Consider the following 21,654-nt stretch of genomic DNA (forward strand, 5'->3'; position numbering starts at 1 on the left):
CGGCATTCCCGTCACGAATCACGCATAACAAGGTAGAAGACAATGGCAAAGGGTAAGTTCGAACGCACCAAGCCCCACGTGAACGTGGGCACGATTGGTCACGTTGACCACGGCAAGACGACGCTGACGGCGGCGCTGACGAAGATCGGCGCGGAGCGTTTCGGTGGCGAGTTCAAGGCCTATGACGCGATCGACGCGGCGCCGGAAGAGAAGGCGCGCGGCATCACGATCTCCACGGCCCACGTGGAATACGAATCGGCCTCGCGCCACTATGCGCACGTGGACTGCCCGGGCCACGCCGACTACGTGAAGAACATGATCACCGGTGCCGCCCAGATGGACGGCGCGATCCTGGTGTGCTCGGCCGCTGATGGCCCGATGCCGCAGACCCGCGAGCACATCCTGCTCTCGCGCCAGGTCGGTGTGCCGTACATCGTCGTGTTCCTGAACAAGGCCGACATGGTGGACGACGCCGAGCTGCTGGAGCTGGTGGAGATGGAAGTCCGTGAACTGCTGAGCAAGTACGAGTTCCCGGGCGATGACACCCCGATCATCTCGGGCTCGGCCCGCCTGGCGCTGGAAGGCGACCAGAGCGAGATCGGCGTGCCGGCGATCCTGAAGCTGGTCGATGCGCTGGACAGCTGGATCCCGACCCCGGAGCGTGACGTCGACAAGCCGTTCCTGATGCCGGTGGAAGACGTGTTCTCGATCTCGGGCCGCGGCACCGTGGTGACCGGCCGTATCGAGCGCGGCGTGATCAAGGTGGGCGAGGAAATCGAGATCGTCGGTATCCGTCCGACCCAGAAGACCACGGTTACGGGCGTGGAAATGTTCCGCAAGCTGCTGGACCAGGGCCAGGCGGGCGACAACGCCGGTCTGCTGCTGCGCGGCACCAAGCGTGACGACGTGGAGCGTGGCCAGGTGCTGGCCAAGCCGGGTTCGATCACCCCGCACACCGAGTTCGAAGCCGAAGTCTACGTGCTGAGCAAGGACGAAGGCGGCCGTCACACCCCGTTCTTCAAGGGCTACCGTCCGCAGTTCTACTTCCGCACGACCGACATCACGGGCGCCGTGACCCTGCCGGAAGGCGTGGAAATGGTGATGCCGGGTGACAACGTGAAGATGGTGGTGACCCTGATCAACCCGGTGGCGATGGACGAAGGCCTGCGCTTCGCGATCCGCGAAGGTGGCCGTACGGTCGGCGCCGGCGTGGTGGCCAAGATCATCAAGTGACGTCCTGATCCGGACGGGCCAGCCCGTCCGGCTTTGTCAGGCCGTCATCCCCGTGCAGACGGGGATCCAGCGGCCTGATGAAGCGACAAGGGCGGACCGGAAGCTCGGTCCGCCTCTTTATTTGCAGCAATCCCATGCATTTTCATGGCGGGATGCTGCAAAACAGCAAAACCTGCGCTATGATGCGCGCCCCTTGACGGCCGCTTGGCCCGAAAGGAATCGCATGATCCGCCAGCGCCCCCTGGGAGGCCGCTGGTTCTACCGCGAAAAGAGGTGCAGGAAGCGCCTCGTGTTCGCCAGACACGGAGTGTCGCGTGCCTTCCTGCAGGCCTTCGGGTCGGGCAGGGCGCCCCGGTGGTTGACGGGGTGTGTCACGCGTCCTATACTTTCATGTCTGGGCGGGCCGGTTTACCGGCCTGCCTAGTTTTTCAGGAAGATCCCCAGCCGATTCCGGCACTTTCCGTCCGTGGAGTTGACGCGGGTGGTGGGGAGCTGGAACAGCTTGGACTAACCGGGGCAAGGCATCCCAGAGGCCGCGCCCGTCGCTCTTTAACGAAGGAAATTTCCGTCATGGCGGACCAAAAGATCCGAATCCGGCTCAAGGCGTACGATCATCGTCTGATCGACCGCTCGGCCAGCGAGATCGTCGAGACGGCCAAGCGGACCGGCGCGCAAGTGCGCGGCCCGATCCCGCTGCCGACCAAGATCGAGCGCTACACCATCCTGGTTTCTCCGCACGTCGACAAGGACGCGCGTGACCAGTACGAGACCCGCACGCACAAGCGCGTGCTCGACATCGTCGACCCCAACGACAAGACCGTGGACGCGCTGATGAAGCTCGAGCTCGCGGCTGGCGTCGACGTGCAGATCAAGCTGACCTGAGGCCCACGACCATGACCGCGAAGAAATATTCGTTGGGTCTCGTCGGCCGCAAGGCTGGCATGACCCGTGTGTTCACCGAAGATGGCAAGTCCATTCCGGTGACGCTGATCGAAGCAACCCCGAACCGCATCACGCAGATCAAGACCCCGGAAGCCGACGGCTACAGCGCCGTGCAGGTCGCCGTGGGCACCCGTCGCGCCTCGCTCGTCACCAAGCCGGTCGCCGGTCACCTGGCCAAGGCCAAGGTCGAAGCCGGTCGTGGTCTGTGGGAGCTGCGCGTGGAAGCCGACAAGCTGGGCGACTTCACCGTCGGCGGCGAGATCAAGGCCGACATCTTCGAAGTCGGCCAGATCGTCGACGTCCAGGGCGTCACCAAGGGCAAGGGCTTCCAGGGCACCATCAAGCGCTGGAACTTCCGCATGGGCGACGCCACCCACGGTAACTCGCTGTCGCATCGCGCGCCGGGTTCGCTGGGTCAGCGCCAGACGCCGGGTCGCGTGTTCCCGGGCAAGAAGATGTCGGGCCACATGGGTGCCGTGCAGCAGAGCACGCAGAACCTGGAAGTCGTCCGCGTGGACGCCGAGCGCGGCCTGATCGCCGTTCGCGGCGCCGTGCCGGGTGCGCCGGGTGGCGACGTGATCGTGCGTCCGGCGAGCAAGGGTTGAGGAGAACGACCATGGAACTAGCCATTACAGGTAGCGCCAACAAGCTGTCGGTCTCCGACGACGTGTTCGGCCGCGAGTTCAGCGAGGATCTGGTCCACCAGGTCGTCGTTGCCTACCGCAACGCCGGTCGTGCCGGCACCAAGGCGCAGAAGACGCGCGCCGAAGTGAACGGCACCACCAAGAAGTCCAAGAAGCAGAAGGGCGGCGGTGCCCGTCACGGCGCCCTGACCGCGCCGATCTTCGTCGGCGGCGGCGTGACCTTCGCGGCCAAGCCGCGCAGCTTCGCGCAGAAGGTCAACCGCAAGATGTACCGCGCGGCCATCAGCTCGATCCTGTCCGAGCTGAACCGCCAGAACCGCCTGAAGGTCGTGGAAGCGTTCGACGTGGACGCCACCAAGACCAGCGCCCTGGTTGAAAAGCTGAAGGGCCTGGACCTGGGTCAGCGTCCGCTGATCGTCACCGAGGATGCCTCCGAGCACCTGTACCTGTCCGCCCGCAACCTTCCCTATGTGGAAGTGCGCGACGTGCAGGGCCTGGACCCGGCGGCACTGGTCGGTGCCGACTCCGTGCTGATCACGGCCGACGCCGTCAAGAAGATCGAGGAGTGGCTGGCATGATCAGCAACGAAAAGATTTTTGCCGTGCTGCGTGCTCCGCGCGTCTCCGAAAAGACCGTGCGCCTGCAGGAACTCTCCAACCAATACGTCTTCGAAGTCTCGAACGATGCCACCAAGGCCGATGTGAAGGCCGCGGTCGAGCAGCTGTTCGACGTCAAGGTCGAGACGGTCAACGTGGTCAACGTCAAGGGCAAGAACAAGTCCTTCCGTAACCGCGCCGGCCGCCGCGGCGACTGGCGCAAGGCGTACGTGCGTCTGGCCGATGGTCAGGCCATCGACGTGTCGGCCAAGGCCTGAGGTAGACCCACATGCCATTGATGAAATTCAAGCCCACCTCCCCCGGTCGCCGTTCGGCGGTCCGCGTGGTGACGCCCGACCTGCACAAGGGTGCTCCGCATGCTGCGCTGCTCGAGAAGCAGAGCAAGTCCGGCGGTCGCAACCACCACGGTCGCATCACCACCCGTCATATCGGCGGTGGCCACAAGCAGCATTACCGCATCATCGACTTCAAGCGCGACAAGGAAGGCATCCCGGCGCGCGTGGAGCGGATCGAATACGATCCCAACCGCACCGCGCACATCGCGCTGCTGTGCTACGTCGATGGCGAGCGTCGCTACATCATCGCCCCGAAGGGCCTGAAGGCCGGTGACCAGGTCATCGCCGGTAGCGATGCTCCGATCAAGGCCGGCAACACGCTGCCGCTGCGCAACATCCCGGTCGGCACGACGATCCACGGCATCGAGCTGAAGCCGGGCAAGGGCGCGCAGATCGCCCGCGCCGCCGGTGCCGCCGTGCAGCTGGTCGCTCGCGAGCAGGGTTTCGCCACGCTGCGCCTCCGCTCCGGCGAAATGCGCAAGGTGCAGGTCGAGTGCCGCGCCACGGTGGGCGAAGTCGGCAACGACGAGCACAGCCTGGAGAAGCTCGGCAAGGCCGGTGCCAAGCGCTGGCGCGGTGTCAAGCCGACCGTCCGCGGTGCGGCCATGAACCCCGTCGACCACCCGCACGGTGGTGGTGAGGCCAAGGCCGGCCAGGGCAACCCGCATCCGGTCACCCCGTGGGGTGTGCCGACCAAGGGTTACAAGACGCGCAAGAACAAGCGCACGCAGCAATTCATCGTCCGCGATCGTAGGGGCTAATCGACCATGGCACGTTCACTCAAGAAGGGCCCGTTCGTCGATCACCACCTCGTCAAGAAGGTGGAGGCCGCGGGCGGCAGCAAGAAGCCGATCAAGACCTGGTCGCGCCGTTCGATGATCCTGCCGGAAATGGTGGGCTTCACGATCGCCATCCACAACGGCAAGAACCACGTTCCGGTGCTGGTCAACGAGAACATGGTCGGCCACAAGCTCGGCGAGTTTGCCGTCACCCGTACCTTCAAGGGTCACGGTGGCGACAAGAAAGCCGGCGGCAAGAAGTAAGGAGAGATGACCATGGAAGCGAAAGCCATCCTGCGCACCGCGCGCATCTCCCCCCAGAAGGCTCGCCTGGTCGCTGACCAGGTGCGTGGCCTGCCGGCCGAACGCGCCGTCAACCTGCTGAAGTTCTCGGACAAGAAGGCTGCCCACCTGATCAAGAAGGTCGTGGAGTCCGCCATCGCCAACGCCGAGAACAACCAGGGCGCCGACGTCGACGAGCTGAAGGTCAAGACCATCATGGTCGACGAAGGTCCGATGCTGAAGCGTTTCATGGCCCGCGCCAAGGGCCGTGGCACCCGCATTCTGAAGCGCACCAGCCACATCACCGTGGTCGTGGGCGAGGGCAAATAAGTATGGGTCACAAAGTTCATCCGACCGGTATCCGCCTGGGCATCGCCAAGGACTGGAATTCCAAGTGGTTCGCCAACAAGCGCGACTACGCCGACTACCTCGCCGCGGACCTCAAGGTGCGCGAGATGCTTCGCAAGAAGCTGGCGCAGGCGGGCATTTCCAAGATCCTGATCGAGCGTCCGGCCAAGACCGCCCGCGTGACCATCCACACCGCCCGTCCGGGCGTGGTGATCGGCAAGCGCGGTGAGGACATCGAGAAGCTGCGCAAGGAAGTGAGCGACCTGATGGGCGTCCCGGCGCACATCAACGTCACCGAAGTGCGCAAGCCCGAGCTGGACGCCCAGCTGGTGGCCGAATCGATCGCGCAGCAGCTGGAGCGCCGCATCATGTTCCGTCGCGCCATGAAGCGCGCCGTGGGCAACGCGATGCGCCTGGGTGCCCTGGGCATCAAGGTCAACGTCGCCGGCCGCTTGAACGGTGCGGAAATCGCCCGTTCGGAGTGGTACCGCGAAGGCCGCGTGCCGCTGCACACGCTGCGTGCCGACATCGATTACGGTTTTGCCGAGGCGAAGACCACCTACGGCATCATCGGCATCAAGGTGTGGGTCTACAAGGGCGAAATCTTCGATTTCAGCCAGGTGGGTCAGGAGAAGCAGGACGACGCGCGCCCCGAGCGCAGCGAACGTCCGTCGCGCCCGGCTCGTGACCGCGACGCGAGGTAATCAGTCATGTTGCAACCCAAGCGAACCAAGTACCGCAAGATGCACAAGGGCCGTAACGAAGGCCTGAGCTGGAGCGGAAACCTCGTCAGTTTCGGCGAGTACGGCCTGAAGGCCACGGCGCACGGTCAGTTGACCGCGCGCCAGATCGAAGCGGCCCGCCGCTCGATCAGCCGCTACGTCAAGCGCGGCGGCAAGATGTGGATCCGTGTGTTCCCCGACAAGCCGATCACCAAGAAGCCCATCGAAGTCCGAATGGGTTCGGGTAAGGGCAACGTCGAATACTGGGTCGCCCAGATCCAGCCGGGCCGCATGATCTATGAAATCGAAGGCGTCAGCGAGGACATCGCGCGCGAGGCGTTCCGCCTGGCCGCGGCCAAGCTGTCGGTCACCACCACTTTCGTGACCCGGACGGTGCGCTAATGGAACTCAAGCAACTCCGCGAGAAATCGGCTGACGAGCTGAAGGCCCACCTGACCGAGCTGCGCAAGGAACAATTCTCCCTGCGCATGCAGAAGGTGACCGGCCAGCTGCCGAAGACGCATGAAACCCGCCGGGTCCGCCGCGAGATCGCTCGCGTCAAGACCCTGCTGGGCAGCCAGAAGTAAGGAGCGACCAAGATGAGCGATAACAAAGACAAAGCGCAACGCACCATCGAAGGCCGCGTCGTCAGCAACAAGATGGACAAGACGGTCACCATTCTGGTGGAGCGTCAGGTCAAGCACGCCCTGTACGGCAAGTACATCAAGCGTTCCACCAAGCTGCACGCGCACGACGCGGACAACAGCTGCAAGGAAGGCGACGTGGTGCGCGTGACCGAGATCGCCCCGATGTCCAAGACCAAGAACTGGCGCGTGGTGGAAATCATCACCCGCACGGCCGAATAAAGGAGATCTGACTCATGATCCAGATGCAGAGCTACCTTGACGCGGCCGACAACTCCGGTGCCAAAGAACTGATGTGCATCAAGGTGCTGGGCGGCTCCAAGCGCCGTTACGCCGGCATCGGCGACATCATCAAGGTGACCGTCAAGGACGCCATCCCGCGTGGCAAGGTCAAGAAGGGCGAAGTCTACGACGCCGTGGTCGTGCGTACCCGCAAGGGCGTCCGTCGCCCCGACGGTTCGCTGATCCGCTTCGATGGCAACGCCGCCGTCCTGCTGAACAACAAGCAGGAGCCGATCGGCACCCGCATCTTCGGGCCTGTGACCCGCGAGCTGCGTTCCGAGAAGTTCATGAAGATCGTTTCGCTCGCGCCTGAAGTGCTCTGAGCGGAGGACATAGAAATGGCAAACCGTATCAAGAAGGGCGACCAGGTCGTCGTCACCGCCGGCAAGGACAAGGGCAAGAAGGGTGATGTGGTGCGTGTGGACGGCGACCGCGTGGTCGTGTCCAACGTCAACGTCGTCAAGCGCCACACCAAGCCGAACCCGCAGGCCGGTATCGCGGGTGGCGTGGTGGAGAGCGAGCGCTCGATCCACATCTCCAATGTCGCGCTGTTCAACCCGGCAACGGGCAAGGGCGAGCGTATCGGTTTCAAGGTGCTGGAGGATGGACGCAAACTGCGTGTGTTCCGCTCCAGCGGTGAGGCGCTCGACGCCTGAGGAATGAGGACATGACCACCCGTCTCGAAAAAATCTACAAGGAAGAAGTGGCGCCGGCTCTGATGAAGAAGTTCGGCTACACCAATCCGATGGAAGTGCCGAAGATCACCAAGATCACCATTAACATGGGTGTGGGTGAAGCGGCGACCAACAAGAAGATCCTGGAAAACGCCGTCGCCGACCTGGCCAAGATCACCGGCCAGAAGCCGATCACGACCAAGTCCCGCGTGTCGGTGGCTTCGTTCAAGATCCGCGATGGCTGGCCGATCGGCTGCAAGGTCACCCTGCGTCGCGCCAAGATGTACGAGTTCCTGGATCGCCTGATCAGCATCTCGCTGCCGCGCGTCCGCGACTTCCGTGGCGTGTCGGGCCGTTCGTTCGACGGCCGCGGCAACTACAACATGGGCGTGAAGGAACAGATCATCTTCCCGGAAATCGACTTCGACGCCGTCGACGCGATCCGCGGCATGGATATCGCCATCACGACGACCGCCAAGAACGACGCCGAAGCCAAGGCGCTGCTCGAAGCGTTCAAGTTCCCGTTCCGCAACTGATTCGCTAGGAAAACGACATCATGGCAAAGACCTCGATGGTCAACCGCGACATCAAGCGGGAAAAGCTGGCCAAGCAGTACGCCGCGAAGCGTGACGCGCTGAAGAAGATCATCTCCAGCCAGAACGCCTCGTACGAAGAGAAGGCCGACGCGGTCGTCAAGCTGCAGAAGCTGCCGCGCGACTCCTCGCCGAGCCGCCAGCGCAACCGCTGTGAGCTGTCCGGTCGTTCGCGTGGCGTGTACCGCAAGTTCGGCCTGGGCCGCAACATGCTGCGCAAGGCCACCATGAACGGCGACGTTCCCGGCCTGCGCAAGGCCAGCTGGTAAGGACGCCAAGGGCGCCCCTCCGGGGTTCCCCCGTGGTTTCAAGGACAAGTCCGGCACCTGCCGGACTTGTTGTTGTACAATGTTCGGCTCCCGCGACCCGGTCGGGGGAGGGTCGGGGAACCGGCCGCCCGCCTGGGGGTTCCCAGGGACAACACAAGATTTTCGCGAAAGCGGATATCGGTGCTACTCATAAGGCAGACTCTAATGAGCATGACTGATCCCATCGCCGACATGCTGGTGCGCATTCGCAATGCCGCCGCTGTCGGTAAGCCGACGGTGAAGATGCCGTCCTCCAAGATCAAGACCTCGATCGCCAACGTCCTCAAGGCGGAAGGCTACGTCGGCGACGTCCGCGTGACGAAGACCGAGAACAACAAGGCCGAGCTTGAGATCGTCCTGAAGTATTTCGAAGGCAAGCCGGTCATCGAGAAGCTGAGCCGCGTGTCCCGTTCGGGCCTGCGCCAGTACCGCGGCAAGGCCGAGCTGCCCAAGGTCCTCGGTGGCCTGGGCGTCGCCATCATTTCCACCTCGAAGGGCATCATGACCGATGCGCAGGCCCGTGCGGCCGGCGTGGGTGGTGAAGTCCTGTGCTTCGTGGCCTAAGCGAAGGAGCCCAGACATGTCCCGCGTAGCCAAGAAGCCGATCAATCTCCCCAAGGGCGTCGAACTGAATGCCCAGGGCGAAACCCTCAACGTCAAGGGCCCGAAGGGCACCCTGTCCATCGCCAAGCCGGCCGGCGTCGAACTGAATGTCGACAACGGTACGGTGAACCTGTCGCCGGTCACCCCGGCCGACGACGCCATCACCGGCACCATCCGCGCGATCCTGGCCAACATGGTCAAGGGCGTGTCGGACGGTTTCGAGCGCAAGCTCGAGCTGGTCGGTGTGGGTTACCGCGCCGCGATGCAGGGCAAGGACCTGAACCTGTCGCTGGGTTTCTCCCACCCGATCCTGTTCAAGACGCCGGAAGGCATCACCATCGCCACCCCGACCCAGACCGAAATCCTGGTGCAGGGCGCCGACAAGCAGCGCGTTGGTGAAGTGGCCGCCAAGATCCGCGGTTTCCGTCCGCCGGAGCCCTACAAGGGCAAGGGCGTGAAGTACTCCGACGAAACCATCATCCGCAAGGAAGCGAAGAAGGCCTAACCGGGCTTTCGGCTTCGAGGAACCAGATCATGAGCATCAAGAACACCGCCCGCCTGCGCCGCGCCAAGTCGACCCGCGCGCACATCCGCGAACTCGGCGTGCCGCGCCTGTCGGTGCTGCGCACCGGCCAGCACATCTACGCCCAGCTGTTCACCGCCGATGGCTCCAAGGTCATCGCGTCGGCCAACACGCTGCAGGCCGATGTGAAGGATGGCCTGAAGAACGGCAAGAACAGCGATGCCGCCGCCCGCGTGGGCAAGGTCATCGCCGAGCGCGCCAAGGCCGAAGGCATCGAGAAGATCGCGTTCGACCGTTCGGGCTACCGTTACCACGGCCGCATCAAGGCCCTGGCCGACGCGGCACGCGAAGGCGGTCTGCAGTTCTAATCTTGTTGAAAGGCATGGGGGTGACCCCATGCCTTGACCTGCCGGCGCAGGCTGCGCCGGGCGTGGTCGCTCTTCTGCAGCGACCGTTGCGTCACCGCTCCATACCACAACCATAAGCGGCCAAGCCGTACATACCCCAACAACCAAGGAATTCAAGCAATGGCAGAAGAACGTCAGCCGCGGGGCCGCGATCGCGACCGCAACCGCGAAGAGAAAGTCGACGACGGCATGATCGAGAAGCTGGTCGCGGTCAATCGCGTCAGCAAGACCGTCAAGGGCGGTCGCCAGTTCACCTTCACCGCACTGACGGTAGTGGGCGACGGCAACGGCAAGATCGGTTTCGGCTACGGCAAGGCGCGCGAAGTGCCGGTCGCCATCCAGAAGTCGATGGAATATGCCCGCAAGGGCATGCTGAACGTCGATCTGAACAACGGCACCCTGTGGCACCCGGTGAAGGCCGGCCACGGCGCGGCGCGCGTGTTCATGCAGCCGGCGTCGGAAGGTACGGGCGTGATCGCCGGTGGCGCCATGCGCGCCGTGCTGGAAGCGGTCGGCGTGAAGAACGTGCTGGCCAAGGCCGTCGGTTCGCGCAACCCGATCAACCTGGTGCGCGCCACGCTGAAGGGCCTGAGCGACATGCAGTCGCCGACCCGCATCGCGGCCAAGCGCGGCAAGAAGGTGGAGGAACTCCTCAATGGCTAACGAGTCCAACAAGACCGTCAAGGTGCGCCTGGTGCGCGGCCTGCGTGGTTCCCAGTCGCGCCACCGCCTGTCGGTGAAGGCGCTGGGCCTGAACAAGCTCAACGATGTGCGTGAACTGAAGGACAGCCCGCAGGTGCGCGGCCTGATCGCCAAGGTTCACTACCTCGTCAAGGTCGAGGAGTAATTAACATGCGTCTCAACACACTGAAGCCCGCCGACGGCGCCCGTACCGAACGCACCCGCGTCGGTCGCGGTATCGGCTCCGGCCTGGGCAAGACCGCCGGTCGCGGCCACAAGGGTTCGTTCGCGCGCGCGGGCAAGGGCAAGATCAAGGCGAAGTTCGAAGGCGGTCAGATGCCGCTGATCAAGCGTCTGCCGAAGGTCGGTTTCCGCTCCAAGCTGAAGCTGGATTGCGCCGAAGTGCTGTCGTACCAGCTCGAGAAGCTGGAGGCCGGCGAGATCGACTTCGCCGCGCTGCGTGCCGCCAAGCTGGTCCCCAGCACCGCCAAGCGCGCCAAGATCGTCAAGAAGGGCGAACTGACCAAGAAGTTCGTGCTGAAGGGCGTGGCCGCCACGGCCGGTGCCAAGGCCGCCATCGAGGCTGCCGGCGGCAGCGTGCAGGAGTAACGGACGCATGGCGCAGGGTAATGCCGCCGGTGCGCTGGCAGGCGCAGGCAAGTTCACCGAACTCCGCCAGCGCCTGCTGTTCGTGCTGGGCGCGCTGATCGTCTACCGGATCGGCTGTTTCATCCCGGTCCCGGGCGTCAATCCCGATGCCATGCTTGCGATGATGCAGGCGCAGGGCGGCGGCATCGTGGACATGTTCAACATGTTCTCGGGCGGCGCCCTGCACCGTTTCAGCATCTTCGCGCTGAACGTCATGCCCTACATCTCGGCATCGATCGTGATGCAGCTGGGCGTGCACATCTTCCCCAGCCTGAAGGCGCTGCAGAAGGAAGGCGAATCCGGTCGTCGCAAGATCACCCAGTACTCGCGCATCGGTGCCGTGCTGCTGGCGATCGTGCAGGGCGGCAGCATCGCCACCGCACTCCAGAACCAGGTCGCCCCGGGCGGCATGCCGGTGGTGTACGCGCCGGGCATGGGCTTCGTGCTGACTGCCGTGGTGGCGCTGACCGCCGGCACCATCTTCCTGATGTGGCTGGGCGAGCAGGTGACCGAGCGCGGCATCGGCAACGGTGTCTCGCTGATCATCTTCGCGGGCATCGTGGCGGGCCTGCCGGGCGCGGTCATCCAGACCGTCGGCGCCTTCCGCGACGGCACGCTGAGCTTCATCTCCCTGCTGATCATCGCGGTGGTGGTGCTGGGCTTCACGTTCCTGGTGGTGTTCGTGGAACGCGGACAACGGCGGATCACGGTGAATTACGCGCGCCGCCAGGGCGGTCGCAACGCGTACATGAACCAGACCTCGTTCCTGCCGCTGAAGCTCAACATGGCCGGCGTGATCCCGCCGATCTTCGCCTCCAGCATCCTGGCCTTCCCGGCCACGCTGGCGATGTGGTCCGGCCAGAACAGCGGCGCGACCACATGGCTGCAGCGCATCTCCAATGCGCTGGCGCCGGGAGAGCCGCTGCACATGATCGTGTTCGCGGCGATGATCATCGGCTTCGCGTTCTTCTACACGGCGCTGGTGTTCAACTCGCAGGAAACGGCCGAGAACCTGAAGAAGTCGGGCGCGTTGATTCCGGGTATCCGTCCCGGCAAGGCCACGGCGGATTACGTCGACGGTGTCCTGACGCGCCTGACAGCGATCGGTTCGATGTACCTGGTGGCGGTCTGCCTGCTGCCGGAAGTGATGCGCACGCAGCTGGGCACGTCGTTCTACTTCGGCGGCACGTCGCTGCTGATCGTGGTGGTGGTGGTGATGGACTTCATCGCGCAGATCCAGGCGCACCTGATGTCGCACCAGTACGAGAGCCTGCTGAAGAAGGCCAACTTGAAGGGCGGTTCGCGGGGCGGTCTTGCCCCCCGCGGCTGAGGTATAATCGCGGGCTTCCCGCACCAGTCCGGCCTTCATGGCCGGCTGACTTAGATGGGCGGCCCCCGCAGCGATCCGGTGCGGGGGTGTGAACCAGCCAGTCCCGCGCCAGAGTAGCGCGGGCGGGGCGGAGCAGGGGACACCCGGCTTTTGCATCAGGCAGGTTCCGGCGCCGGAGCATGGGCACACTCCCCATGCCGGTCCGAAGTCGGCTTTGCCGGCACGGGCTTCCCGTAAACACCGGATCTTGCTAGAATTTCCAGTTCACTCCGCCTGTCTGCGCGAATCCCGCCCGGGACGACCGTACACGGGCCAATACTCACAGTTGGAGAGCCGCGTCATGGCGCGTATTGCAGGTGTCAACCTGCCTGCCCAGAAGCATGTCTGGGTCGGTTTGCAAAGCATCTACGGCATTGGCCGTACCCGTTCCAAGAAGGTCTGCGAAGCCGCCGGCGTCGCGTCGACCACCAAGATCCGCGACCTGTCGGAGCCGGAAGTCGAGCGCCTGCGCGCCGAAGTCGGCAAGTACGTGGTCGAGGGCGACCTGCGCCGTGAAGTCGGCATCGCGATCAAGCGCCTGATGGACCTGGGTTGCTATCGCGGTCTGCGCCACCGTCGCGGCCTGCCGCTGCGTGGCCAGCGCACCCGCACCAATGCACGCACCCGCAAGGGTCCGCGCAAAGCCATCAAGAAGTAAGGGGCGACCATCATGGCCAAGCCAGCTGCTGCCAAAGTCAAGAAGAAGATCAAGCGCGTCATCACCGACGGCGTCGCCCACGTCCACGCTTCTTTCAACAACACCATCGTCACCATCACCGACCGCCAGGGCAATGCGCTCTCGTGGGCGACCTCGGGTGGTGCCGGTTTCCGCGGTTCCCGCAAGTCCACGCCGTTCGCGGCGCAGGTCGCTGCCGAAAAGGCCGGCCGTGCAGCTCTGGACTACGGCGTGAAGTCGCTGGAAGTCCGCATCAAGGGCCCGGGTCCGGGTCGTGAGTCGGCCGTGCGTTCGTTGAACAACGTGGGCTACAAGATCACCAACATCATCGACGTGACGCCCATCCCGCACAACGGGTGCCGTCCGCCGAAAAAGCGTCGCGTCTAAGGGGGCGATAAGAAATGGCTCGTTATATCGGTCCTACCTGTAAGCTCGCGCGCCGCGAAGGCGCCGACCTGTCGCTCAAGAGCCCGGCCCGTGCGCTGGACTCCAAGTGCAAGCTGGAGCAGAAGCCCGGCCAGCACGGCGCCACCGCCCGCAAGGGCAAGCTGTCCGACTACGCCACCCAGCTGCGCGAGAAGCAGAAGGTCAAGCGTATCTACGGCCTGCTGGAGCGCCAGTTCCGCAACTACTACAAGAAGGCCTCGACCAAGAAGGGCAACACCGGCGAGAACCTGCTGCAGCTGCTGGAAACCCGTCTCGACAACGTCATCTACCGCATGGGGTTCGCCGTGACCCGTCCGGCCGCCCGCCAGCTGGTCTCGCACCGTGGCGTGCTGGTCAACGGCAAGCCGGTCAACCTGCCGTCGTACCAGATCAAGGCCGGTGACGCGATCGCGCTGTCCGAGAAGGCCCAGAAGCAGCTCCGCGTGCAGGAGTCGCTGACGGTGGCCGAGCAGCTCGATCTGAACCCGTCGTGGGTCGAAGTCGACGCGAAGAAGTTCAGCGGCGTGTTCAAGGCGGTTCCGGCGCGTTCGGACCTGCCCGCCGACATCAACGAAGCGCTGATCGTCGAGTTGTACTCGAAGTAATTCATTCACGCACCCCCGGGCGACCGGGGGACCGCAGGAGACAAAGCAACATGACGGGTATTACTCAGCAAGTGCTGCGCCCCCGCGGCCCGCAGATCGAGCGCCTGACCGGCAATCGCGCGAAAGTGGTCATCGAACCGCTGGAGCGGGGTTACGGCCATACGCTCGGCAATGCGTTGCGCCGCGTGCTGCTGTCGTCGATCCCCGGCTTCGCGATCACCGAAGTCGAGATCGATGGCGTGCTGCACGAATACAGCACCATCGAAGGCATGCAGGAAGACGTGCTGGAAGTGCTGTTGAACCTGAAGGATGTGGCCATCCGCATCCATAGCGGCGACTCGTCCACGCTGAGCCTGGCCAAGCAGGGCCCGGGCGTGGTCACCGCCGGCGACATCAAGACCGACCACAACGTCGAAATCCTGAATCCGGAACTGGTCATCTGCAACCTGACCAAGGACACGGCGCTGAACATGCGCCTGAAGATCGAGCGTGGTTTCGGCTACCAGCCGGCCGCCGCCCGTCGTCGTCCGGACGAAGAAACCCGTGCGATCGGCCGCCTGGTGCTGGACGCTTCGTTCTCGCCGGTCCGTCGCGTCGCGTACGCGGTGGAAGCCGCGCGCGTCGAGCAGCGCACCGACCTGGACAAGCTGGTCCTGGACATCGAGACCAACGGCACGATCGACGCCGAGGAAGCCGTGCGCACCGCCGCCGACATCCTCAGCGACCAGCTGTCGGTGTTCGGTGACTTCACGCACCGCGACCGCGGCGCGCCGAAGCAGGCGGCCAGCGGCGTGGATCCGGTGCTGCTGCGCCCGATCGACGACCTGGAGCTGACGGTGCGTTCGGCCAACTGCCTGAAGGCCGAGAGCATCTACTACATCGGCGACCTGATCCAGAAGACGGAAGTCGAACTGCTCAAGACCCCCAACCTCGGCAAGAAGTCGCTGACCGAGATCAAGGAAGTCCTGGCGCAGCGCGGCCTGTCCCTGGGCATGAAGCTGGAGAACTGGCCGCCGGCCGGTGTCGCCCAGCACGGCATGCTCGGCTGATGATGTAACACGGCACTCCCGCATCCACGCGGGAGTGCCTTTGCTTCACCTGCATCACCTCCGTCGACGGACCTGAAGGCCCGCGACGCTCCGGTCAGGGATGGCCGGTACGGACCACCCGCAGTCCACTGTTCCAACGCCAGGATGGCGACAGCGAAGTCCAACGTCCCACCATTCAACAGGAACCCAACCCATGCGCCACCAGAAAGCCGGTCGCAAGTTCAACCGCACCAGCGCCCATCGCGAAGCGATGTTCCGCAACATGGCCGCCTCGCTCATCAAGCACGGCCTGATCAAGACCACCCTGCCGAAGGCCAAGGAACTGCGTCGCGTCGCCGAGCCGCTGATCACCTTGGGCAAGGTCGACGGCGTCGCCAACCGCCGCCTCGCCTTCGCTCGCCTGCGCGACAAGGAAGCCGTCGGCACGCTGTTCACCACGCTGGGCCCGCGCTACCAGGCGCGTCCGGGCGGTTACCTGCGCATCCTGAAGTGCGGCTTCCGTGCCGGCGACAACGCCCCGATGGCGTACGTCGAGCTGGTCGACCGTCCGGAAGCGGCGGCCGAATAAGCCTCGCGTCCCGCGCGACATCAAAAACCCCGGCCAATGCCGGGGTTTTTGCGTTTGGCGGTCGCGGGGATGTTCCCGTGGGTGCGGCGCATCGCCACGGGGTGACGCAACGCCCGCCACGCATGGATAATGCGGACACGACCTCACGCCACCGGTGCCGATGAATCCTCTTCGCTGGAGTTTCCGCGCGCAGTGCTTCCTGGGCTTCGCGATCTGCGCGGGCCTGCTCGGTTATGCGCTGTACGTGCAGTTCGTGCACCAGCTCGAACCCTGTCCGTTCTGCATCTTCCAGCGGCTGGCGTTCGCGGCGACCGGTGTGATGTTCCTGCTCGGCGCCCTGCACGGACCCCGTCGATCCACGGGAAGGCGCGTCTACGGCGTGCTGGCGTTCCTGGGGGCGGCGACCGGTATCGGCATCGCGGGCAAGCATGTGTGGGTCCAGCTGTACCCGCCGCTGATGCCGAGCTGCGGCCCGGGCTGGGATTACATGATCGAGAACAACACCTGGCTCGGTGTCGTGCAGAAGGTGCTCGCCGCCAAGGGCGACTGCAGCACGATCGACTGGAGTTTTCTCGGCCTGACCATGCCGATGTGGAGTCTGGTGTGGTTCGTGCTGCTGGCCATCTGGGCGCTCTGGATCGGTTTTCGCGCCCGCAGGACCTCGACCTTCCGCTGATTTGACGCGGCGCACCAATCTGGCACGATGGTGGGCCCCCAGGAGTCCACCATGAATCCGTCCGACCGCAACCTGCGCGCTGTCAGCCTGCCGTCCCACTGGGCACCGGACAGCTGGCGCGCGCGGACGGCGATGCAGATGCCGACCTATCCCGATGCCGAGGCCCTGGCGTCCGCGCTGGGTGAGCTGCGCCAGTTGCCACCGCTGGTGACCTCGTGGGAAATCTTCTCGCTGAAGAAGCAGTTGGCCGAAGCGCAGGAAGGCAAGCGCTTCCTGCTGCAGGGCGGCGACTGCGCCGAGAATTTCAGCGACTGCGAGTCGGGCCTGATTTCCAACCGGCTGAAGGTGCTGCTGCAGATGAGCCTGGTGCTGGTGCACGGCCTGCGCCTGCCGGTCGTACGCGTCGGTCGCTTCGCCGGGCAGTACGCCAAGCCGCGCTCGGCGGATACCGAGACACGGGATGGCGTCACGCTGCCCAGCTACCGCGGCGACGTGGTCAATGCGCCGGAATTCACCGCGGCGGCGCGCGTGCCCGATCCGCGCCGCATGATCAAGGCGCATGCGCGCTCGGCCATGACGATGAACTTCGTGCGTGCGCTGATCGACGGCGGCTTCGCCGACCTGCACCATCCCGAATACTGGAACCTCAACTGGGTCGGCTACTCGCCGCTGGCGAACGAGTACCAGCACATGGTCGCCTCGATCGGCGACGCGGTGAGGTTCATGGAGACGCTGTCGGGTTCCGAGGTGCACAACCTCAACCGGATCGACTTCTACACCTCGCACGAAGCGCTGCTGCTGCCGTACGAGGAAGCGTTGACCCGCGAGGTGCCCCGCCAGTGGGGCTGGTTCAACCTCAGTACGCACTATCCGTGGATCGGCATGCGCACCGCCGCCGTCGATGGCGCGCACGTGGAATACCTGCGTGGCGTGCGCAATCCGATCGCGATCAAGGTCGGGCCGTCGGTCACGCCGGACCAGCTGCTGCGGCTGATCGACGTGCTGAACCCCGAGGACGAAGCCGGACGCCTGACCTTCATCCATCGCATGGGTGCCGCGCAGATCGCCGACAAGCTGCCGCCGCTGCTCGATGCGGTGCGCCGCGATGGCCGTCGCGTGCTGTGGGTCTGCGATCCGATGCACGGCAACACCGAAAGCACGAGCAACGGGTTCAAGACGCGGCGCTTCGACAACGTGCGCAGCGAGGTCGAGCAGTCGTTCGACCTGCATGCCGCCGCCGGCACGCGCCTGGGCGGCGTGCACTTGGAGCTGACCGGTGAAGACGTTACCGAATGTACCGGTGGCGCGCGCGAGCTGACCGATGCGGATCTCGAGCGCGCCTATCGCTCGACGGTCGATCCGCGCCTGAACTACGAGCAGTCGCTGGAGATCGCGATGTGCATCGTGCGCAAGCAGAACCAGGTGGCCGCTCCCGCGACACGGTGATCCGTTTTCCGGCCGCTCAGGGCACCGGCGTACCGGCGTCGTGGGTGGACTGCGGAATATCCCATGTGGTGCCGCGCGCGTAGAGCTTCGCGAACTCCGCCGCCGGCACCGGCTTGCTGAAATAGTTGCCCTGCAACTCGTCGCAGCCGTTGGCGGCGAGCCAGGCGGCCTGTTCCAGCGTCTCCACGCCTTCGGCGATCGTGCGGCACTGCAGCTGCGCCGCCAGGCTGATGATCGCGCGCGTGATGGCGGCCTGGTTGGGCTCCGACACCTCGCGAACAAACGACTGGTCGATCTTCAGTACGTTGAAGCCGTAGTTGCCCAGGTAGCTGAGGCTGGAGAAGCCGGTGCCGAAGTCGTCGATGGCGATGCGCACGCCGAGCGCCTTCAGCGCCCGCAGCGTGCGGTCGGTGCGCTGCACGTCGCGCATCAGGGTGGTCTCGGTGACTTCGAGTTCGAGGAATTCGGCGGGCAGCCCGCTGTCCTGCAGTGCTTCCACCACGGTGTCGACAAGATCGTCGGTGTCGAAGTTGGCGGCTGCGATGTTGACCGAGACGCGGATCGGCGGCAGTCCCGCCTGCTGCCAGATCCGGTTCTGCCGGCAGGCGGCGCGGATCGCCCACTGGTCGATGTCGACGATCAGGTTGGTCTCTTCGGCGATCGGCAGGAACTCGCCGGGCATCATCAGGCGGTCGCCCCGCTGCCAGCGGGCGAGGCCTTCGACACCGACGATGCGGCCGCTGACGCGGTCGACCTGCGGCTGGTAATGCAGCGAGAGGTCGCCGTTGCGCAGGCTGCGGCGCAGGCTGTTTTCCAGCTCGATGCGCGCATCGACGCTGGAGGCGAGCTCGCGCGTGTAGAAGCGCGTGGCGTTGCGTCCGTTGCGCTTGGCCAGGTACATGGCCGCGTCGGCACGCATCATCAAGGTGGCCGCATCGTAGCCGTCCTCCGGGAACAGGCTGATGCCGATGCTGAACGCTTGGTGCAGTTCGTGCGAGGCCACCGTGTAGGGCGTGCCGCCGAGGGCCAGCAGGCGGTCGGCGATCTGCAGCACGCCGTCGCGCGTCAGGATGTTGGGCAGCAGCACCACGAACTCGTCGCCGCCGGTGCGGTACACGGTGCCGAGGTTGCCGATGTTGCGCTGGATGCGCCGCGCCACCTGCTGCAGCAGTTCGTCACCGGTGTGGTGGCCGAGCGCATCGTTGACGTGCTTGAACAGGTCCAGGTCGAGGAACAGCACCGCGATGCCGTTGCCGTGGTTGGTCGCGTGGGTGATCGCCTGGCCCAGGCGCTCGTTGAGCTGCAGCCGGTTCGGCAGGCCGGTCAGTACGTCGTGGTGGGCGAGATACGTCATGCGCGAGCTGAGGGCGCGGGACTCGGTGATGTCGCGCAGCACCATCACGGTGCCCACCATGCGCTCGTCGCGGTCGTGGATGGCGGACAGCGAACGTTCCACCAGCATGCGACTGCCATCCCGTCGAAGCAGCTGCAGGTCGCCGGGTTGCGCCATGGCATGCGGTGCGTCGTCGTTTCCCGGCACTTCGACACGCACCAGGGGCGCCACCTGGTCGAGCGGCTGATCCAGCGCCTGGTCCAGGCTCCAGCCGCACAGCGCTTCCGCGGTCGGATTCATGTAGGTCACGCGGCTGGCGACGTCCACGGTGATCACGGCCTCGCTGATGGAGGTCAGCGTGACTTCGGCCAGTTCGTTGGCATCGTGCAGCGCATGTTCGAGGCGCGCCTTCTCGGTGATGTCGATCGACATGACGAAGAAGCCGCAGACGGTGCCGGTCTCGTCGATGTCGGGGCTGTAGAAGCTGTGCATCTTCCGCGTGCCGTCGGCCGTCGCGAAGCTGCTCTCGAACTCGCCCTCGCGGCCGGACAGCGCTGCCTCGATATGCGGCATGCGGCGCTGGTAGGCGTCCTCGCCGAACAGGTCGCGCATCGCGACGCCGGCGCGTGGCGGGATTCGCCAGCGGACCTGGTCGGCGAAGGCACGGTTGTGGAAGACCAGGCGATGGTGCGCATCGAACTGCGCGATCATCGCCGGCAGGCGGTCGGTGACGCGCTTCAGATGGTCGCGCGCCATCGCCAGGTCGCGATGCGCCTGGCGCTGCTCGCTGACATCGTTGCCCATCAGATACCAGCCGACGATCTTCCGGCCGGATTCGACGTCGGGCACCAGACAGAGGTGGATCGCGCGTGCCGGCTGCCCCAGTTCGGCTTCCCAGGCGAGCCAATGGTCGGGCGTGCAGTCCTGCATCGCGCGCTTGAGCGAGGCGAGGAAGTCCGGGGCGTCGGCATGCACCTCATCCACCGGGCGATCGCGCCAGTCGTCGCGCGTTCCCGACCATGCGCGGCACGCGCGATTGGCGAAGCCATAGCGGCCGCTGCCGTCGATGTAGGCGATGAGGGCAGGGAGATGGTCGGCGACGGCGTCCAGCAGCGCCCGGCTGCGGCGCTCGGTGCGCGCGAGGTTATGCAGCAGCAGGAACAACAGCAGGCCCAGGCCGATGCCGCACACCGTCAGCAGGACGATGGACGCCCGCCCCGGCAACGCGTCGCGCAGCGTGGGGGATTGCAGGACCAGGCGCCACTGGCTTCCCAGCAGGTGGAGCTCGCGTTGCGCGGTGAACGCCGGTTGCCAGTGGTCGCCGTAGCGGGCCTTCAGCGCCTGGGTCTGGAAAATCGGCTCGTCGCCATGCGCGCTCGCGCGCAACTGCAGGTCGAATTCGCCGCCTCCGACATGACCGATGGCGTCCTCCATCACGCGCTGCCAGCCGAAGCCGGCGGTGGCGAAACCGCGCAACAGCCGGCGACGGGCGTCGACGCCTTCGCGTGCCGCGACCGGATCGGCGTAGACCGGTGCGTAGAGCAGGAAGCCCGCCATCCCGGTGCTGCCCTTGGCGGCGTCGCCCAATGCCACCAGCGGCGCCGCCGCCAGCTCTCCGGTATCGCGCGCCGACTCGATCGCGCTGCGGCGCACGGTGTCCGCCATCACGTCCTTGCCGAGCAGCGGCCGCATCCCCGGCACCGCGGGGTACAGCAGGTCGATCACGACGTACTCGTTGCGATCGCCGCCAGGATGGATAGCGAAGGCATCGCCGTAGCGCGCACGCTGCGCGGCGACATAGGCATCGCGTTCCTCCAGCCGCACGCGACGGGCGAAGCCCAGCCCGTGCACGCCGGACTGGCGCGTGGGGACCTGCAGTTTCTCCACGAACGCCAGGAAGCTGTCCTGCTCGATGTCCTGGCGCCCTTCTAGCGCGGCAGCCGCGGCGCGCACCGTGTCCTCGTACGCATTCATGTGAGTGGTCACGGCGGTCGCGACCGCGTCGGCACGCGCTTCGAACTGCAGGCGGGCATGTTCGCGCGCCTGCTGCCAGGCGGTCGCGCCCGTCCACAGGGACAGCAGGCACGCGATGACCAGCACGCCCCATGCAAGCGAATTCAGGTTGCGCTGCCGCCGGCGGGCGGTGGATCCGGGTCCACTGAACGCCCGCAGTTCCGATCCCCGGTCCGCGCCAGACTCCACGCGTGCGATCCCCGCCTGCTGATAGGGGGTTATGACGCC

General features: G+C 65.3%; 31 protein-coding genes. 30 read left to right on the forward strand and 1 reads right to left on the reverse strand.

Features of this window, described 5'->3' with window-relative positions:
- Positions 1–42: 42 nt before the first annotated feature.
- From tuf to AC1Q5B_RS08470, 30 genes are all read left to right on the forward strand, one after another.
- A complete protein-coding gene (gene tuf, locus AC1Q5B_RS08325) occupies positions 43–1,233 on the forward strand; it encodes an elongation factor Tu (RefSeq protein WP_492631242.1) in 1,191 nt (396 codons plus the stop codon).
- 570 nt (positions 1,234–1,803) lie between these two features.
- Positions 1,804–2,115 (forward strand): 30S ribosomal protein S10, encoded by a 312-nt coding sequence (gene rpsJ / locus AC1Q5B_RS08330; protein WP_027070119.1) that lies wholly within the window; start codon positions 1,804–1,806, stop codon positions 2,113–2,115.
- An 11-nt stretch (positions 2,116–2,126) separates the two neighbouring features.
- Positions 2,127–2,780 carry a 50S ribosomal protein L3 gene (gene rplC / locus AC1Q5B_RS08335; protein ID WP_093296342.1) on the forward strand — a complete coding sequence of 218 codons (654 nt, stop codon included), beginning with the start codon at positions 2,127–2,129 and terminating at the stop codon, positions 2,778–2,780.
- An 11-nt stretch (positions 2,781–2,791) separates the two neighbouring features.
- Complete coding sequence (gene rplD / locus AC1Q5B_RS08340; protein ID WP_192310113.1) at positions 2,792–3,397, forward strand: 50S ribosomal protein L4; 606 nt, start codon at positions 2,792–2,794, stop codon at positions 3,395–3,397.
- Positions 3,394–3,693: a 50S ribosomal protein L23 gene (gene rplW / locus AC1Q5B_RS08345; protein ID WP_055941273.1), complete on the forward strand. Its 300-nt coding sequence runs from the start codon at positions 3,394–3,396 to the stop codon at positions 3,691–3,693. The genes rplD and rplW overlap by 4 nt, the downstream gene beginning before the upstream one ends.
- 11 nt (positions 3,694–3,704) lie before the next feature.
- On the forward strand, positions 3,705–4,532 hold the full coding sequence (gene rplB / locus AC1Q5B_RS08350) for a 50S ribosomal protein L2 (RefSeq protein WP_192310112.1): 828 nt from the start codon (positions 3,705–3,707) through the stop codon (positions 4,530–4,532).
- Positions 4,533–4,538: 6 nt separating this feature from the next.
- Entirely contained in the window at positions 4,539–4,814 is a 276-nt protein-coding gene (gene rpsS, locus AC1Q5B_RS08355) for a 30S ribosomal protein S19 (RefSeq protein ID WP_055941277.1), read from the forward strand.
- Positions 4,815–4,826: 12 nt separating this feature from the next.
- Positions 4,827–5,162: a 50S ribosomal protein L22 gene (rplV, locus tag AC1Q5B_RS08360; protein ID WP_055943295.1), complete on the forward strand. Its 336-nt coding sequence runs from the start codon at positions 4,827–4,829 to the stop codon at positions 5,160–5,162.
- Positions 5,163–5,164: 2 nt separating this feature from the next.
- On the forward strand, positions 5,165–5,884 hold the full coding sequence (gene rpsC, locus AC1Q5B_RS08365; RefSeq protein ID WP_056878821.1) for a 30S ribosomal protein S3: 720 nt from the start codon (positions 5,165–5,167) through the stop codon (positions 5,882–5,884).
- A 6-nt stretch (positions 5,885–5,890) separates the two neighbouring features.
- A complete protein-coding gene (gene rplP, locus AC1Q5B_RS08370; RefSeq protein WP_055941282.1) occupies positions 5,891–6,304 on the forward strand; it encodes a 50S ribosomal protein L16 in 414 nt (137 codons plus the stop codon).
- Positions 6,304–6,489 carry a 50S ribosomal protein L29 gene (gene rpmC / locus AC1Q5B_RS08375; RefSeq protein WP_055941284.1) on the forward strand — a complete coding sequence of 62 codons (186 nt, stop codon included), beginning with the start codon at positions 6,304–6,306 and terminating at the stop codon, positions 6,487–6,489. The genes rplP and rpmC overlap by 1 nt, the downstream gene beginning before the upstream one ends.
- A gap of 12 nt (positions 6,490–6,501) precedes the next feature.
- The gene (gene rpsQ / locus AC1Q5B_RS08380; protein ID WP_492631243.1) at positions 6,502–6,768 is read left to right on the forward strand and encodes a 30S ribosomal protein S17; all 267 of its coding nucleotides are present in this window, start codon (positions 6,502–6,504) and stop codon (positions 6,766–6,768) included.
- Between the two features lie 14 nt (positions 6,769–6,782).
- Positions 6,783–7,151 (forward strand): 50S ribosomal protein L14, encoded by a 369-nt coding sequence (rplN, locus tag AC1Q5B_RS08385; protein ID WP_013535986.1) that lies wholly within the window; start codon positions 6,783–6,785, stop codon positions 7,149–7,151.
- 15 nt (positions 7,152–7,166) lie between these two features.
- Positions 7,167–7,484, forward strand: a complete 318-nt coding sequence (gene rplX, locus AC1Q5B_RS08390; protein WP_162338026.1) for a 50S ribosomal protein L24 — start codon at positions 7,167–7,169, stop codon at positions 7,482–7,484.
- A gap of 11 nt (positions 7,485–7,495) precedes the next feature.
- Positions 7,496–8,038, forward strand: coding sequence for a 50S ribosomal protein L5 (gene rplE, locus AC1Q5B_RS08395; RefSeq protein WP_055941290.1), 543 nt, complete (start codon positions 7,496–7,498; stop codon positions 8,036–8,038).
- Positions 8,039–8,058: 20 nt separating this feature from the next.
- A complete protein-coding gene (gene rpsN / locus AC1Q5B_RS08400) occupies positions 8,059–8,364 on the forward strand; it encodes a 30S ribosomal protein S14 (protein ID WP_062352415.1) in 306 nt (101 codons plus the stop codon).
- Positions 8,365–8,568: 204 nt separating this feature from the next.
- Complete coding sequence (rpsH, locus tag AC1Q5B_RS08405; RefSeq protein WP_093296356.1) at positions 8,569–8,967, forward strand: 30S ribosomal protein S8; 399 nt, start codon at positions 8,569–8,571, stop codon at positions 8,965–8,967.
- A gap of 16 nt (positions 8,968–8,983) precedes the next feature.
- A complete protein-coding gene (rplF, locus tag AC1Q5B_RS08410) occupies positions 8,984–9,511 on the forward strand; it encodes a 50S ribosomal protein L6 (protein ID WP_192201780.1) in 528 nt (175 codons plus the stop codon).
- A gap of 29 nt (positions 9,512–9,540) precedes the next feature.
- A complete protein-coding gene (gene rplR, locus AC1Q5B_RS08415; RefSeq protein ID WP_055941298.1) occupies positions 9,541–9,897 on the forward strand; it encodes a 50S ribosomal protein L18 in 357 nt (118 codons plus the stop codon).
- A 159-nt stretch (positions 9,898–10,056) separates the two neighbouring features.
- A complete protein-coding gene (gene rpsE / locus AC1Q5B_RS08420) occupies positions 10,057–10,599 on the forward strand; it encodes a 30S ribosomal protein S5 (protein ID WP_055941300.1) in 543 nt (180 codons plus the stop codon).
- Entirely contained in the window at positions 10,592–10,783 is a 192-nt protein-coding gene (rpmD, locus tag AC1Q5B_RS08425; RefSeq protein WP_055941302.1) for a 50S ribosomal protein L30, read from the forward strand. The genes rpsE and rpmD overlap by 8 nt, the downstream gene beginning before the upstream one ends.
- Positions 10,783–11,226 carry a 50S ribosomal protein L15 gene (rplO, locus tag AC1Q5B_RS08430; RefSeq protein WP_082563251.1) on the forward strand — a complete coding sequence of 148 codons (444 nt, stop codon included), beginning with the start codon at positions 10,783–10,785 and terminating at the stop codon, positions 11,224–11,226. The genes rpmD and rplO overlap by 1 nt, the downstream gene beginning before the upstream one ends.
- 7 nt (positions 11,227–11,233) lie before the next feature.
- Positions 11,234–12,595 (forward strand): preprotein translocase subunit SecY, encoded by a 1,362-nt coding sequence (gene secY / locus AC1Q5B_RS08435; protein WP_162338024.1) that lies wholly within the window; start codon positions 11,234–11,236, stop codon positions 12,593–12,595.
- A gap of 340 nt (positions 12,596–12,935) precedes the next feature.
- Positions 12,936–13,292 carry a 30S ribosomal protein S13 gene (gene rpsM / locus AC1Q5B_RS08440; protein ID WP_055943298.1) on the forward strand — a complete coding sequence of 119 codons (357 nt, stop codon included), beginning with the start codon at positions 12,936–12,938 and terminating at the stop codon, positions 13,290–13,292.
- A gap of 12 nt (positions 13,293–13,304) precedes the next feature.
- On the forward strand, positions 13,305–13,697 hold the full coding sequence (gene rpsK / locus AC1Q5B_RS08445; protein WP_055941307.1) for a 30S ribosomal protein S11: 393 nt from the start codon (positions 13,305–13,307) through the stop codon (positions 13,695–13,697).
- A 14-nt stretch (positions 13,698–13,711) separates the two neighbouring features.
- On the forward strand, positions 13,712–14,341 hold the full coding sequence (gene rpsD, locus AC1Q5B_RS08450; protein ID WP_056878831.1) for a 30S ribosomal protein S4: 630 nt from the start codon (positions 13,712–13,714) through the stop codon (positions 14,339–14,341).
- Positions 14,342–14,391: 50 nt separating this feature from the next.
- The gene (locus AC1Q5B_RS08455) at positions 14,392–15,390 is read left to right on the forward strand and encodes a DNA-directed RNA polymerase subunit alpha (RefSeq protein WP_056878832.1); all 999 of its coding nucleotides are present in this window, start codon (positions 14,392–14,394) and stop codon (positions 15,388–15,390) included.
- A 193-nt stretch (positions 15,391–15,583) separates the two neighbouring features.
- Complete coding sequence (gene rplQ / locus AC1Q5B_RS08460; RefSeq protein WP_492631244.1) at positions 15,584–15,958, forward strand: 50S ribosomal protein L17; 375 nt, start codon at positions 15,584–15,586, stop codon at positions 15,956–15,958.
- Between the two features lie 160 nt (positions 15,959–16,118).
- Positions 16,119–16,634 carry a disulfide bond formation protein B gene (locus AC1Q5B_RS08465; protein ID WP_492631245.1) on the forward strand — a complete coding sequence of 172 codons (516 nt, stop codon included), beginning with the start codon at positions 16,119–16,121 and terminating at the stop codon, positions 16,632–16,634.
- Positions 16,635–16,685: 51 nt separating this feature from the next.
- Positions 16,686–18,080: a class II 3-deoxy-7-phosphoheptulonate synthase gene (locus AC1Q5B_RS08470; RefSeq protein ID WP_492631246.1), complete on the forward strand. Its 1,395-nt coding sequence runs from the start codon at positions 16,686–16,688 to the stop codon at positions 18,078–18,080.
- Positions 18,081–18,096: 16 nt separating this feature from the next.
- Here AC1Q5B_RS08470 and AC1Q5B_RS08475 read toward each other — a convergent pair whose 3' ends face one another.
- Positions 18,097–21,615, reverse strand: a complete 3,519-nt coding sequence (locus tag AC1Q5B_RS08475) for a bifunctional diguanylate cyclase/phosphodiesterase (protein WP_492631247.1) — start codon at positions 21,613–21,615, stop codon at positions 18,097–18,099.
- Positions 21,616–21,654 lie beyond the last annotated feature (39 nt).

The sequence above is a fragment of the Pseudoxanthomonas sp. GW835-FHT14C01 genome (assembly GCF_058793715.1).

Coding starts and splice junctions, on each gene's coding strand:
- rpsQ (WP_492631243.1), top strand. CDS start 6,502: ATGAGCGATAACAAAGACAAAGCGCAACGCACCATCGAAGGCCGCGTC.
- AC1Q5B_RS08470 (WP_492631246.1), top strand. CDS start 16,686: ATGAATCCGTCCGACCGCAACCTGCGCGCTGTCAGCCTGCCGTCCCAC.
- AC1Q5B_RS08465 (WP_492631245.1), top strand. CDS start 16,119: ATGAATCCTCTTCGCTGGAGTTTCCGCGCGCAGTGCTTCCTGGGCTTC.
- rpsJ (WP_027070119.1), top strand. CDS start 1,804: ATGGCGGACCAAAAGATCCGAATCCGGCTCAAGGCGTACGATCATCGT.
- rplE (WP_055941290.1), top strand. CDS start 7,496: ATGACCACCCGTCTCGAAAAAATCTACAAGGAAGAAGTGGCGCCGGCT.
- rplB (WP_192310112.1), top strand. CDS start 3,705: ATGCCATTGATGAAATTCAAGCCCACCTCCCCCGGTCGCCGTTCGGCG.
- secY (WP_162338024.1), top strand. CDS start 11,234: ATGGCGCAGGGTAATGCCGCCGGTGCGCTGGCAGGCGCAGGCAAGTTC.
- rplV (WP_055943295.1), top strand. CDS start 4,827: ATGGAAGCGAAAGCCATCCTGCGCACCGCGCGCATCTCCCCCCAGAAG.
- rpmC (WP_055941284.1), top strand. CDS start 6,304: ATGGAACTCAAGCAACTCCGCGAGAAATCGGCTGACGAGCTGAAGGCC.
- rpsN (WP_062352415.1), top strand. CDS start 8,059: ATGGCAAAGACCTCGATGGTCAACCGCGACATCAAGCGGGAAAAGCTG.
- rplN (WP_013535986.1), top strand. CDS start 6,783: ATGATCCAGATGCAGAGCTACCTTGACGCGGCCGACAACTCCGGTGCC.
- rplF (WP_192201780.1), top strand. CDS start 8,984: ATGTCCCGCGTAGCCAAGAAGCCGATCAATCTCCCCAAGGGCGTCGAA.
- rpsK (WP_055941307.1), top strand. CDS start 13,305: ATGGCCAAGCCAGCTGCTGCCAAAGTCAAGAAGAAGATCAAGCGCGTC.
- rpsM (WP_055943298.1), top strand. CDS start 12,936: ATGGCGCGTATTGCAGGTGTCAACCTGCCTGCCCAGAAGCATGTCTGG.
- rplQ (WP_492631244.1), top strand. CDS start 15,584: ATGCGCCACCAGAAAGCCGGTCGCAAGTTCAACCGCACCAGCGCCCAT.
- rpmD (WP_055941302.1), top strand. CDS start 10,592: ATGGCTAACGAGTCCAACAAGACCGTCAAGGTGCGCCTGGTGCGCGGC.
- rpsH (WP_093296356.1), top strand. CDS start 8,569: ATGAGCATGACTGATCCCATCGCCGACATGCTGGTGCGCATTCGCAAT.
- rplP (WP_055941282.1), top strand. CDS start 5,891: ATGTTGCAACCCAAGCGAACCAAGTACCGCAAGATGCACAAGGGCCGT.
- rplD (WP_192310113.1), top strand. CDS start 2,792: ATGGAACTAGCCATTACAGGTAGCGCCAACAAGCTGTCGGTCTCCGAC.
- AC1Q5B_RS08455 (WP_056878832.1), top strand. CDS start 14,392: ATGACGGGTATTACTCAGCAAGTGCTGCGCCCCCGCGGCCCGCAGATC.
- rplC (WP_093296342.1), top strand. CDS start 2,127: ATGACCGCGAAGAAATATTCGTTGGGTCTCGTCGGCCGCAAGGCTGGC.
- tuf (WP_492631242.1), top strand. CDS start 43: ATGGCAAAGGGTAAGTTCGAACGCACCAAGCCCCACGTGAACGTGGGC.
- rpsS (WP_055941277.1), top strand. CDS start 4,539: ATGGCACGTTCACTCAAGAAGGGCCCGTTCGTCGATCACCACCTCGTC.
- rpsE (WP_055941300.1), top strand. CDS start 10,057: ATGGCAGAAGAACGTCAGCCGCGGGGCCGCGATCGCGACCGCAACCGC.
- rplW (WP_055941273.1), top strand. CDS start 3,394: ATGATCAGCAACGAAAAGATTTTTGCCGTGCTGCGTGCTCCGCGCGTC.
- rpsD (WP_056878831.1), top strand. CDS start 13,712: ATGGCTCGTTATATCGGTCCTACCTGTAAGCTCGCGCGCCGCGAAGGC.
- rplX (WP_162338026.1), top strand. CDS start 7,167: ATGGCAAACCGTATCAAGAAGGGCGACCAGGTCGTCGTCACCGCCGGC.
- rplR (WP_055941298.1), top strand. CDS start 9,541: ATGAGCATCAAGAACACCGCCCGCCTGCGCCGCGCCAAGTCGACCCGC.
- rpsC (WP_056878821.1), top strand. CDS start 5,165: ATGGGTCACAAAGTTCATCCGACCGGTATCCGCCTGGGCATCGCCAAG.